This window comes from Bacillus sp. UMB0893, assembly GCF_002858905.1.
Lineage (GTDB): Bacteria > Bacillota > Bacilli > Bacillales > Bacillaceae > Bacillus_P.
This window is the reverse complement of sequence record NZ_PKLB01000009.1, coordinates 1-12,322: the sequence shown is the minus strand read 5'-3', so window position 1 is coordinate 12,322 and position 12,322 is coordinate 1. Positions and strand designations below refer to the sequence as shown.

Below are 12,322 nucleotides of genomic sequence, written 5' to 3'. Positions count from 1 at the left end.
ATAAAATGATTAAAATAATATGTCAAGAAAAAAGATGGTAAAGGAGATTCAAATGGAATCCAATTTATGTCCCAAAATGGAAAAAGCATTTGGATTTTTAGGGAAAAGATGGACGGGTTTAATCATACACGTCCTGTTAGATGGACCTAAGCGATTTAAGGACTTAACAGATACCATTCCTAGTATAAGCCAAAAAATGCTTGTCGAACGATTGAAAGAATTGGAATCAGCCGGCATTGTTCAAAGAGTAGTGATTCCGGATACCCCAGTAAAGGTGACGTATCAGCTAACCGAAATGGGCCATTCTTTAGAAAAAGTAATGATGGAAGTAAAAGAATGGGCTGAACGTTATTGTTTTGAAGAGGAGAAAAAGGAATGAGCAGGACAGTCATAATTACTGGCGGTGCTAATGGCATTGGAGAAGAACTCGTCAAACAGTATGCTTCTCTTGGTGATACTGTTGTTTTTGCTGATTTAGATGAAGAAAAAGGAAAAAGAATCGAAGCAGATTATAAAAATGTTCGCTTTGTGCAAACAGACGTAAGGAACATTGCCGAAATCGAGCAACTTATGAACGAAGCAGCTGGTCTAACCGGCAGAATTGATGTTTTGATTAACAATGCAGGTGTATCCCGCTTTAAATCGCCTTATGAACTGACATTGGAGGATTGGGATGATGTGATCAACACCAATTTAAGAAGCACATTTTTCTGTTCCAAAGAGGCAGCGAAGGTGATGAGGAAGAATTCATCAGGCGGTTTTATTGTCAATATCGCATCCACAAGAGCTGCAATGTCAGAACCAGACTCTGAAGCCTATGCTGCAACAAAAGGCGGGATCGTTGCGTTGACACATGCGCTTGCTGTATCTCTCAGTGAAGATCGGATCAAAGTGAATTGTATTTCACCTGGCTGGATTGAAACAAAGGAATACGAAGAACTCAGACAAATCGATCATGATCAGCATCTTTCCAAACGAGTCGGAAAGCCTGCTGATATTGCAAAAGCATGTTTTTATTTAACAGATCCTGAAAATGATTTTGTAACGGGATTAAACATTGTCGTTGATGGAGGCATGACTAGAAAGATGATCTATGAACATTGAGACTGCTAATATGCAGTCTTTTTTTATGCTGTTTTTAGTAACCTTTTCCAATCCTATTCGTATATAATCTGGGGGGATATGCGATGAAGATTAATAATTATTATCAGAAAACAGCCAAGTACTCACTCTGGATTGGGGGATTTCTCTGTACAGCCGGAATCATTCTTTTCGCTGTCAATTTATTCAATATAGTAAAAGAAGATTTAAACGGAACCTTAATCTCCATTTTCATGATGAGCGCAACTTTAATCACAGTCGGAATCATTAATCGAAATCGGTCAATTGAAGTTATCGTGGAAGAATCTGAGCACCAGTCAGAGTATCATAAAGAAAACGAATTTATCATGATGAAAATGACTTCATCGGTATTTCATATTGCATTTTACACTCCTAGTGGATACATGACCCATGAAATGAAAGGTTTCAAAATGAATTGGATTCATTGGCTGATTCCAAAATCAATACAGACATTTATGAAAAAAGAGTGGATCATTGCTGATCACTCAGGATATAAGCTTGGATATGTCAGTCAATCTTATGGATTATATCCGCCAGTGAAAATATATGATGGGGAAAGGGATTTGATCGGTGAAATTCGTGAAAGCAAGTCATTAGTCGGAATCAAAGGCTCTATTTTAGACCAAGAAGGAAATTCTCTTTCTGATTTTGATTTAGGAAGCTTATTATATGATTACAAGCTGCATAGTCTCGATCATACCTTTTGGTGCCATTACCGCGAAGGCTGGCTGCCGCTTGAATGGGGTAAGCGATTTAAGGATGTAAACCAGGATACGCTGGTTATTTCACCCAATCTTCCTGACAATAAAAAGCTTATTGTTCATGCTTTTGCCGGTTATATGCTCTACCGAAAATCATCATGATATTTGTTTAAATTCAATCTGCCTGGGTAAAGGTAAAGAAATGACCTTGAAAGGAATGATTGAAATGCCATGGACAAAACAAGATTATCCTGCTTCAATGAAGAACCTTCCTGAGAAAACTCGTGAAAAAGCAATTGAGATTGCGAATGCATTGCTTGATGATGGCTACGAGGAAGGACGAGCTATTCCAATCGCTGTATCGCAGGCAGAAAAATGGGCGGACAATGACACTCCAAAAGATGAATATCACGTGTTTTCGGATAATGATGGCGGCTGGATCATAAAAAAGGATGGAAATGAACGGGCAAGTTTTAGATTTGAGATGAAACAGGAGGCATTAAAGAAAGGAAGAGATCTCGTAAAGGAGAATAATAGCTCACTGATTGTTCATCTTAAAGACGGCTCTATTGAAAATAAAATCAATGATTAAAACTTCTTTCTAAAACACTTGTTATTTTTTAATTATATTTAATAGGATAACTGTTTTTGTTTTTTTAGAAAAGGGAACAAGTTGCTAACCATAGACGTTTATATATGACTACTTAAAACAACAATCTTTGCAGCACAATCATGATTTATATACTTGTCTCCTTACTAATTTCATTTTCCTGAGATATTCGCCCACTCCAAAAACTAGTAGGTGAATACCCTTATAAGGTAAGTGAAATGAGAAGGAGGGGAATAGATGTACCCTAATTATGTCCAACGCAGCTATCGTAACCCTAGAAATAGAGGACCATTCTTTTTCGGATTTGGAGCGCCGTTTGTAGGCGGATTAGTTGGAGGATTTCTTGGAAGTGCCCTTTTTAACTATCCGAGACCCAGACCTTATTATTACCCCCAGCTTCCTCCATACTATGGAGGATACCCGGGACCTGGAGGCTTTCAAGGGTATCCTGGAGGATATCCAGGCGGAGGAGGATACGCTGGAGGGCCGTATTAAGGTGCAAAGACTTCAGCGCGGTGTGGAAATGAAAATTGACCAAAGAAGATGCTTAAGTCTTCTTTGGTCAATTTTGTTTTAAGATTTTGGCTGATAAATTTTGTTTTTTGGGATGATATCTATTAAAAACTTGGCTAATCAGGCAATTTTTAATTTGCCTGCTTCAAATGGAAGACCGTTTATTATTCATTAAGATTTATTATGTCAATTTCTGACAGTTGCAGATCTTCATTTTTAGTCAGTTTAATTTCCAGAATTCCTTTGCGGTAGGAGGCTTTCGTGCCTTTTCGCTTCACAAGGGAAGGCAAAATGAAGTTTTTTTGTTCACCCATTGCTGGATAATTGATAATGAAGAGCTGATTGCTGTTGTGCTGAATGCGCAGATTTCCTGCTTGTTCTTCTGTAGCAGGGATTTTTATAAATACGTTATCATTCGTTTCAAATAGCTCTGCATTTGCTGGATTTCCTTGAGGCTGCTTGTCTTTTGCTGTCAGGCTGCCCTGATATGGGAACTGCTGACTGAAACCTTCTCCAAATACGTTTCCCATCACACTTTGTATATAGTCTTCAACGTTTTTAGGATTCATATTTTTAAACGTTTCAGGCAGTTGTCCGGACTGATTGTTAAAGGGAAAATGTTTATTCCAGGGAAACATGATGTTCACGCCCTTTTTTGCAGATATACTTTACTATATGCCGGGCAGCAAGTCATGGTTAAGTTTTTTTTCTTGTAGAATTCCTGCTATCAGGATTATAATGGGCATGTGGTTTTACTTGGGGGAAAAGGAAGGAGCAAAAAATGGAACAAAAAAATCTTGATACATATCGTGCAGGCATGATGCATACAGCACTCGCCTATTTTTTATGGGGAATCCTTCCTGTTTATTGGAAGTGGATTGATTACGTTGCAGCTGAGGAGATTCTTGCTCATCGTGTTTTTTGGTCTTTTCTATTTATGATTGGAATGATTCAAATGAACAGGCAGTGGCCTCAGCTGATTGAAGTGTGCAAGCGGATGCTGAAAAAGCCGATATTATTTGTTTCACTTATTCTTTCATCCATTTTGATCAGCATTAATTGGTTTTTATATATATGGGCTGTGAATCATGGCCATATCTTAGAAACTAGCCTGGGGTATTATATCAATCCTCTGATCAGCGTGCTGCTCGGAATGATATTCTTGAAAGAGCGTCTTAATAAATGGCAGTATGCATCCTTCGCCCTGGCAGCAGCAGGCGTGCTATTCATGACATTTCATTACGGGAAATTCCCATATGTAGCACTCATTCTTGCATTAAGCTTTGGTTTTTATGGACTTACAAAAAAAGTGACGAAATTAAACGCCTCAATAGGACTTACGCTTGAGACAATGATGGTGATGCCAGTTGCCTTCATTTATTTATTGTCGATTGCAAATAACGGGACTTCATCATTTTTTGATTGGAATGCAGGAACAAATACGTTCTTAATCGGGGCAGGCATCGTAACTGCTGTTCCTCTGCTGCTGTTTGCGAAAGGGGCTCAGCATATTCCATTATTTATGGTGGGCATTCTGCAATATATTGCACCGACTATCACTTTGCTCCTTGGTGTATTGATCTACAAAGAATCGTTTACTGGCGTTGAAATCATCACGTTTTCATTAATATGGAGCGCGCTTGTCCTATTTTCATTTTCCCATGTCAGAGGGATAAAAGTAACAGAAAAGAAGAAAACGATGGAGATTTAGAAGATGCCTGCCTTGCGCAAGGCTTTTTTCTTTCATTGAAATGATTTTTCAGTATACAATATGAGGGTAAGGAAAGGGTTGATTGGAGAAGATGACGGAAAACCGCCATTTGTTAGAAATATACCGGACGCTTTGGTCAAATCGAAAGCTTGCAGGAAGCGAATCTGATCTTCAAACACTGCAAAGCGCAATCAAGGTTGAGCTGATGGATGAAATGACGCATCCCCGTTTACGGAAAAACATTGAACAGAAGTTTTTTTTGGCAGCAAAAAGGATCACGGAATCCACAATCAGCTCCGAGGACAAAACCGAGCTGATTGCCTTACATATTAAAATGTACGAAGAAATCAAACAACCAACATTAAAGGAGCGGTAACATGGTCCCTATTAAGAAAGAAGAGATTCAAAAATATTTAGATGTTCTGCTGAATAAAGAAGTGTATGTTCACTTAGAGACTACGACCGGCGCCTATTCTGCTCATATGAATGAAAATAACATGACGGTTGTAGCTTTTATCCGAAACGTAAAAGTATCCTTTAATCAGGCTAAAATTACAGGACAAGGACCATACAGAGTCGGTCTAAAATTGGATCATGGATGGATCTATGCGGAAGGACTGACAGACTGGGTGTTTAACGAAAAGAATCAGCTGTTAATGGCCGGACATGATCGAGAAGGCAAGCTTGCAATCGCACTTCAAATCAGTGAAACTCCGTTTGCAGAGTAGAAGGAGAGAATAATATGAAAGAGCATGTATTAGTTGTACTGCCGCATCCTGATGACGAATCATTTGGAGTTGGCGGACTGATGTCATTAAAAAGAAAAGAAGGGATTCCTGTAACCTATGCATGCGCCACACTTGGCCAAATGGGAAGAAATATGGGGAATCCTTTATTCGCAAATCGTGAAATATTGCCGGAAATCCGCAAAAAGGAACTGCGTGATGCTTGTGATGCACTAGATGTTCAGGATTTAAGAATGCTTGGACTTCGCGACAAAACCCTTGAATTTGAGGATATTGAGCACTTTGCAGACATCATTGAAGAAATCATTAAAGAAGTCAAGCCCACACTCGTTGTAACATTTTATCCTGGACATGGGGTGCATCCAGATCATGATGCAACCGGGGCAGCAACCATTCACGCCTTAAGAAGAATGCCGGTTGAAGAGCGACCGGAAACGTATTGTGTTGCGATTACAAGAAACCGTGTTGAAGTACTTGGTGAACATGATATCACAATCGATATTTCAAGCGTTGCAGAAATGAAATTAAATGCTTTGCGTGCACATCGCAGTCAGACAGAAGGAATGCTCAAGCAAATGGAAGAAAAGTTCAAAAATAAAGATCCTGAAGTTATGCACTGGATTGAGAAGGAGATTTTTTGGACATATAAATGGAACGATTAAATAAAAACCACCCGTGATAAACGGGTGGTTTTCTCTGCGGCTGAAAGCCTTTGTTACTGACCAGACCCTAAAGGGACACTGAACGGTTCGCCAATTGTACTACTTCTACTAGCCAGACCTCAAAGGCCTTCTGCTTATTTCCTTAAGGTACCCAAATTTCGCTATTTCCGATTTCTAGGGCACCATTCGGTTCGTATGAGTACCTGGATTTCGCTATTTCCGGTTTCTAGGGTACCATTCGGTTCGTATGAGTACCTGGATTTCACTTTTTCCGATTTCTATGGCACCATTCAGCTCGTATGAGTACCTGGATTTCACTTTTTCCGATTTCAAGGGCACCATTCAGCTCGTATGAGTACCTGGATTTCGCTATTTCCGATTTCTAGGGCACCATTCGGTTCGTATGAGTACCTGGATTTCACTTTTTCCGATTTCTATGGCACCATTCAGCTCGTATGAGTACTTGGATTTCGCTTTTTCCGGGTTCCAGGGTACCATTCAGATTGGATTTCTAAGATATTGGTTGGTAAACCAAATATATTTTAGCACCTCGGAAGAGTTTTTTTACTAACACGCTGAAAGCTTTTTAGAATCATAGGCCTAGCCTAGGGTTTTCTTTTCCATAATAATAAAGTAAAGGGTGAGCCATATCGGCTCACCCTTTTTGATGTTCGCTAAGTGTATATACCTTGTTTTGTATAAACCATAACCGCGCAGAAAGCGCAACTGCTGCAGCGGCAAGACCTGCTATCAAACCTATCCAATATCCAAATGCCATGAAAGAAGTATAATTTGCCAGCCAATATCCTGTCGGCAGTCCGATTACCCAATAAGAGACTAGCGCCATTACCAAAGTGACATTCACATCTTTATAGCCGCGCAGCGCTCCCTGAATGGGTGCAGCAATGGCATCTGACAGCTGGAAGAAAATTGCATAGATTAAAAACTGTCCTGAAAGATTAATAACAATTTCTTCATTCGTATAGATCCCTGCAATTTCACTCCTTAAGAAGTAAATAACCGCTGCACTAATGAGTGATAGGAGTACAGCCATGACAATTCCTAAATAACTGTACTGCTTTGCATCTTTATATCGTTCCGCGCCTACTTCAAAACCGATAACAATCGTTAGCGCCATTGAAATGCTGAGAGGCAGCATATACAAGAGCGAGGCAAAATTTATTGCGATTTGATGAGAAGCAATTGTCACTGTATCATAATTGCTCATTAATAAGGTTACAGCTGCGAAAATACTAGTTTCAAAGAAAATGGCAATTCCGATGGGAATCCCTATTTTTAGAAGACTGAGCCAAGCTTCAATCGAAGCTTTATAGAGCTTTTTAAAAATAGAGTACTGAACAAACGGATGCTTTTTCCAAATGACAAATGCAGAAATAAGAAAGATGGACCAATAGGTTATAGCTGAAGCAACGCCTGATCCTACGCCTCCAAGAGCCGGAAATCCAAACTTTCCAAAGATAAATAAATAATTAAAAACTACATTAATTGGCAGTGCTAATAATGTAATGATCATCGATACGCGAGTAAAGCCAAGGGCATCAATAAAACAGCGGAGGACATTGTAAGCAAAAAGAGGAAGAATTCCAAAAGATAATGCGACCAGATAAAACTTGGCTGTCTCCCTGACATGATCCTCAAGTTTCATTGAATTTAAAATGGGATCAATGACAAAAAAACCGATAATCGCCACAACAATAGACAGCAAAATAGAAAGATAAAGACCTTGTACGACAGTAAAAGGTATTTTTTCCTTCTGTCTGGCACCCACATACTGGGATACAATCGGAGTCACCGCAAGAAGAATACCGCTTAATCCCGTGTAAACCGGAACCCAAATGCTTGAGCCAATTGCAACACCAGCAAGATCACCCGGGCTTACTTTCCCTGACATAGTCGTATCAAAAAAATTCATCGAGTAAAGAGCAAGCTGTGTAATAAAAATAGGTAGTAGAATGAGAGAAAACTGCTTTCCTTTCTCCCATAATGTAAAGGTTTGTTTCATGATGAGATTCCCCGTTTCTTTGAGTAACCAAAGAATTATAACATGAAATAAGGGTGCTCGTGACTATTTCGACTTTTCCTCGATTTCTTTTTTCTGTGGCTTAAACATTTGGTAGTAAAAATAGCTTAGGATCATAATCCCCAAACCTGAAAAAAGATATTGAAAAATTTTAACTGCTGTCATTTTCCCGACCTCCTTTTCTTTAGTATGAGCTATAAATGGAAAATAATTGCATGGAATGATCTGTTTCATCCAACAATAAGAGGAAGAACAGAAAAGGGGATGGCTAGGATGGAAAAAGAATTAACAGATCCCATTAAAAAACACATTCATAATCACCTTGGCAAAATTATTGATGAGTCCCTGCAGTTAATGAGCTCACTCCATGAAAAGGACCATTGTTTATTATGTGAGCTTGATGAATTGCATAAGGTATTTCAGCAGCTGCAATCACAAGCATCCTCCTTTTATTTGCAGTCCTACCTTTCAGAATTCACACCGCATTATGCTCTGCTCTCAAAAGTTATGCAGCAGCTTTCAGAGAAAAAGCACGGAGGATTGATTGTGATTGAGAGAAAGGATCCCGTGCTTCCTTTTCTTAAAAACGGTGTATCTATTAACGCTTATTTATCTGCCTCATTGCTTGAAAGTTTATTCTTTCCTGGCAGTCCTTTACATGACGGGGCAGTCCTTGTCTCCGGCACAAAAATAATATCCGCCGCCAACGTTCTGCCGCTTTCCGTAAAAACCAGCGATGCCAAACTTGGAACTAGACACCGAGCAGCGCTTGGTATTACAGAATCTACAGACGCGATAGCACTTGTTGTTTCAGAGGAGACTGGTAAAATGTCATTTGCAATTGATGGAGGTTTGTATCCATTTAGAGCGGAGTAAGAACTATTTATCTTGTATCATTGTTTTTCAAAAAAAACCTTGCCTCCTATAAAGAATCCTTATATAATGTGATTTTTATGTAAAAGCAAAGACACCTCATCAAAAAAGGTGCCCTTAGTGTGCCCGAGGAGGAACATGTTTTGAGTAGAAGGTTAAATGATTTTTTTAGATTAGAAGAACGGCAAACAACGGTGAAAACCGAATTTCTCGCAGCTCTGACAACGTTTATGACTGTCAGTTACATCATCTTAGTGAATCCGATTATTTTGTCAGAGGCCGGTATACCTAAAGAGGCAGCATTAGCAGGAACGATTTTTGCGATTGTCATCACAACTTTGCTTATGGGGCTTTGGGCTAACTTGCCCATCGTGATTGGACCTGGGATGGGACTAAACGCATTCTTTACCTATACTGTCGTGCTTGGACAAGGGTTATCTTGGGAAACAGCACTCGGAGCCGTTTTTATTTCAGGTTTGGTTTTCTTTCTATTATCCATTACAGGTATCAGTTCAAAGGTTGTCGCTGCCATTCCCAAAACTCTTAAAGCATCTATTACGGCAGGAATCGGTTTGTTCGTTGCATTTATCGGGCTGAAGAATGGGGGGATTATCGTACCGGATGATTCTACATATATAGCATTAGGAAATATTGGGGAACAGGGGACCTGGCTCGCATTACTCGGCTTGATTCTGGCAGCTGTACTTGTTTCCAGAAATGTAAGAGGCGGGCTGATTTTAAGTATTTTTGCTGTAACAGTGATTGCTATGATCATTGGATATTCTCCTGTGCCAGGCTCGATTAAAGATGTTTTCTCATTTGAAATGCCGTCTGTACAGATGACTTTTCTTAAGTTGGATATTATGGCTGCCATCGGATACGGCATCTTTTCCGTTATTTTTTCATTTACAATTGTTGAGCTGTTTGATACGCTTGCTACTTTAATCGGTCTGACAAAAAAAGCAAATCTAAACAATGAAAATGATGAAACACCTTATATGAAACGGGCATTAACGACTGGAGCTATCGGAACAATGATCAGCGCCATTTTTGGAAGCACAGCAATGAACACGTATATTGAAAATGCAACAGGCATCTCTGAAGGAGGAAGAACAGGATTGAAAGCGGTATTTGCAGCACTGCTTTTCTTACTTACACTTCTTTTCACACCTTTAATACAGTTTATTCCAAGCGCTGCTACGGCACCTGTCTTAATTATCATCGGAGCTTTTATGATGACAGAACTGAAAGCAGTCAACTTTGATGATTTGACCGAACTAATCCCTGCCTTTCTGACCATCATTATGATGCCATTAACGTTTAGCATCGCTGAAGGGGTCGCATTTGGATTTATTTCCTTCACACTATTAAAACTTTTTTCAGGGCGGAGAAAAGAACTTCATTGGATGATGTACATCATTACAGCAGCATTCTTCATTAATTTTTATACAATGCTTTAAAAGGTCCATTTAGGACCTTTTTTTCTATTCCAGATAAGTTTCGTGTAGCGAAACAATTTACGTGATGCTATAGTAGATATTGATAAATAACATGGAAATCGGGGAACTCATCATGTGGAAAAATAAAAACGTTTGGATTGTACTCAGCGGAGAGTTCATTGCAGGTCTTGGGCTATGGTTTGGCATCATAGGAAACTTGGAATTTATGCAGGAAAATGTACCATCGGATTTCTTGAAATCTCTGATTCTCTTTACTGGTTTGCTGGCTGGTGTTTTCGTTGGACCGCTGGCTGGAAGAATGATTGACAGCCGTTCTAAAAAGTCGGTTCTTATTTATTCCGGGCTTGGACGAATGCTCAGTGTTGTCTTTATGTTTATGGCGATTCAGTTTGACTCCCTGATACTAATGGTTTTGTTCATGATCTGTATTCAATTATCAGCAGCCTTTTATTTTCCTGCCCTGCAGGCTGTTATTCCGATTATTGTAAAGGACAGTGATTTAATTCAGATGAATGGTGTACATATGAATGTTTCCACAATGTCGAGAGTCATAGGAACTGCACTTGCCGGAGCTCTTCTTGTCTTCATGAGCCTGACAGCGATTTATGCTATTTCTATGGCCGCTTATGCGATCTTGTTTGGAGCAACCTTTCTGCTTGATTTCGAAGAAGAAAAGAAAGATAAATCGAAGTCAGGGAAGTCTGGAGGATTTAAAGAGGTTATTCCTGTTTTAAAAGATACGCCGGTTGCGATCATAGCCCTTGTGTTAACAATCATCCCGGTTCTGTTCCTTGGCGGATTTAATTTGATGGTAATCAATATTAGTGAACTGCAGGATAGTACATCTATTAAAGGACTTCTTTATACGGTTGAAGGAATTTCATTTATGATTGGAGCCTTTTTTGTAAAAAAAATCACACATCGTTTTTCACATGTAAACATGCTGTTTGTTTTTGCATTGTTAATATCTATTGCACATCTCAGCTTATTTTTCAGTGACATCATGTGGATGTCGCTTGTATCATTTGGACTCTTTGGTCTGGGAGTAGGCTGCTTTTTCCCAATTGTCTCAACTATTTTCCAAACAAAAATTCCAAAAGAATACCATGGGAGGTTCTTCTCGTTCAGAAACATGCTTGATCGTGTCATGTTCCAGGTTGTATTGCTTGGTACCGGACTTTTTCTTGACACAATCGGGCTGCAATTCATGGTGCTTATCTTCGGAACACTGTCTCTCGCATTAGTGATTTTATACGGGCTAAAGTATTTTCAGAAGACAGAGCTTAATGCAGCTTTAAGTGAAAGCAAATAAAAGAGAGGTGAGACCTCTCTTTTTTTAAAAACCGGCCAATGGCCGGTTTTCTTTTTCAGTATCTATTAGCTCATGCACAAACTCCTCGGACAGACCTGATCTGTACGCTGACCAAGACGCTTGCGCTTTACTTATTTTTCACGGCATTTCTTGCAGACTGTCAGCTTATGTCCATCTGCTTGAAGGTTTGGGTAAAGCAGTTTAATCCGCTTAGTTCCGCATATCGGACATGTGCCGCGGCCCCTTGATGCCATTCTTAATAACGTTTTTCCCCGATTTCTTTTTGCCATCTTCAACACCCTGTTTCTTTTTTATCAATATATGAGACTAGGATAAAAATGATCTCGTACAAATAAGCTATAAATGACTAATGCTGTCATAAAATGTAAAGATATCGGGATAAAATTGCAGGAAATTATCGTTTTTTATAAGAATATAGTGCTATTTTTAGAAATTTGTAGTATTTAATGCCCTAATCTATTAAAATTATCTTGTATGAAAAAAGGAGCATTCCTGTTAGAAGGATTTTCGGGCACTTGAACAAAAAAGAGCCCTCTTGGTATGATACGGG

15 protein-coding genes are annotated in these 12,322 nt (G+C 39.2%); 12 read left to right on the top strand and 3 right to left on the bottom strand.

From position 1 onward, the window contains the following. Window positions 1-52: 52 nt before the first annotated feature. From CYJ36_RS18660 to CYJ36_RS18640, 5 genes are all read left to right on the top strand, one after another. Window positions 53-379, top strand: coding sequence for a winged helix-turn-helix transcriptional regulator (locus tag CYJ36_RS18660; protein ID WP_101568778.1), 327 nt, complete (start codon window positions 53-55; stop codon window positions 377-379). Then, window positions 376-1,104: an SDR family oxidoreductase gene (locus tag CYJ36_RS18655; RefSeq protein ID WP_101568777.1), complete on the top strand. Its 729-nt coding sequence runs from the start codon at window positions 376-378 to the stop codon at window positions 1,102-1,104. Before CYJ36_RS18660 ends, CYJ36_RS18655 begins: the two co-directional genes overlap by 4 nt. 83 nt (window positions 1,105-1,187) lie before the next feature. After that, window positions 1,188-1,985, top strand: a complete 798-nt coding sequence (locus CYJ36_RS18650; RefSeq protein WP_101568776.1) for a hypothetical protein — start codon at window positions 1,188-1,190, stop codon at window positions 1,983-1,985. Window positions 1,986-2,040: 55 nt separating this feature from the next. After that, the gene (locus tag CYJ36_RS18645; RefSeq protein WP_257962540.1) at window positions 2,041-2,415 is read left to right on the top strand and encodes a DUF2188 domain-containing protein; all 375 of its coding nucleotides are present in this window, start codon (window positions 2,041-2,043) and stop codon (window positions 2,413-2,415) included. A gap of 255 nt (window positions 2,416-2,670) precedes the next feature. Beyond that, window positions 2,671-2,928, top strand: a complete 258-nt coding sequence (locus CYJ36_RS18640) for a hypothetical protein (protein WP_101568775.1) — start codon at window positions 2,671-2,673, stop codon at window positions 2,926-2,928. A 182-nt stretch (window positions 2,929-3,110) separates the two neighbouring features. Here CYJ36_RS18640 and CYJ36_RS18635 read toward each other — a convergent pair whose 3' ends face one another. Continuing rightward, complete coding sequence (locus CYJ36_RS18635) at window positions 3,111-3,584, bottom strand: Hsp20/alpha crystallin family protein (protein ID WP_101568774.1); 474 nt, start codon at window positions 3,582-3,584, stop codon at window positions 3,111-3,113. A gap of 143 nt (window positions 3,585-3,727) precedes the next feature. On the opposite strand from CYJ36_RS18635, the gene rarD reads away from it, so the two are divergent. From rarD to bshB2, 4 genes are all read left to right on the top strand, one after another. Then, entirely contained in the window at window positions 3,728-4,657 is a 930-nt protein-coding gene (gene rarD, locus CYJ36_RS18630) for an EamA family transporter RarD (protein ID WP_101568773.1), read from the top strand. 91 nt (window positions 4,658-4,748) lie between these two features. Beyond that, the gene (locus tag CYJ36_RS18625) at window positions 4,749-5,033 is read left to right on the top strand and encodes a hypothetical protein (protein ID WP_257962556.1); all 285 of its coding nucleotides are present in this window, start codon (window positions 4,749-4,751) and stop codon (window positions 5,031-5,033) included. 1 nt (window position 5,034) lies between these two features. After that, complete coding sequence (locus tag CYJ36_RS18620; RefSeq protein WP_101568771.1) at window positions 5,035-5,385, top strand: YojF family protein; 351 nt, start codon at window positions 5,035-5,037, stop codon at window positions 5,383-5,385. Between the two features lie 14 nt (window positions 5,386-5,399). After that, a complete protein-coding gene (gene bshB2 / locus CYJ36_RS18615; protein ID WP_101568770.1) occupies window positions 5,400-6,065 on the top strand; it encodes a bacillithiol biosynthesis deacetylase BshB2 in 666 nt (221 codons plus the stop codon). A 655-nt stretch (window positions 6,066-6,720) separates the two neighbouring features. On the opposite strand, the gene CYJ36_RS18610 is transcribed toward bshB2, so the two are convergent. Continuing rightward, window positions 6,721-8,088 carry an MATE family efflux transporter gene (locus CYJ36_RS18610; RefSeq protein ID WP_101568769.1) on the bottom strand — a complete coding sequence of 456 codons (1,368 nt, stop codon included), beginning with the start codon at window positions 8,086-8,088 and terminating at the stop codon, window positions 6,721-6,723. A gap of 282 nt (window positions 8,089-8,370) precedes the next feature. Here CYJ36_RS18610 and cdaS point away from each other — a divergent pair, with 282 nt between their 5' ends. From cdaS to CYJ36_RS18595, 3 genes are all read left to right on the top strand, one after another. After that, window positions 8,371-8,982, top strand: a complete 612-nt coding sequence (cdaS, locus tag CYJ36_RS18605; protein ID WP_101568768.1) for a sporulation-specific diadenylate cyclase CdaS — start codon at window positions 8,371-8,373, stop codon at window positions 8,980-8,982. Window positions 8,983-9,122: 140 nt separating this feature from the next. Beyond that, complete coding sequence (locus CYJ36_RS18600; protein ID WP_257962538.1) at window positions 9,123-10,439, top strand: NCS2 family permease; 1,317 nt, start codon at window positions 9,123-9,125, stop codon at window positions 10,437-10,439. Window positions 10,440-10,551: 112 nt separating this feature from the next. Further along, on the top strand, window positions 10,552-11,751 hold the full coding sequence (locus CYJ36_RS18595; RefSeq protein WP_101568766.1) for an MFS transporter: 1,200 nt from the start codon (window positions 10,552-10,554) through the stop codon (window positions 11,749-11,751). A 131-nt stretch (window positions 11,752-11,882) separates the two neighbouring features. On the opposite strand, the gene CYJ36_RS23835 is transcribed toward CYJ36_RS18595, so the two are convergent. Continuing rightward, window positions 11,883-12,041 (bottom strand): hypothetical protein, encoded by a 159-nt coding sequence (locus CYJ36_RS23835; RefSeq protein ID WP_180850459.1) that lies wholly within the window; start codon window positions 12,039-12,041, stop codon window positions 11,883-11,885. Window positions 12,042-12,322 lie beyond the last annotated feature (281 nt).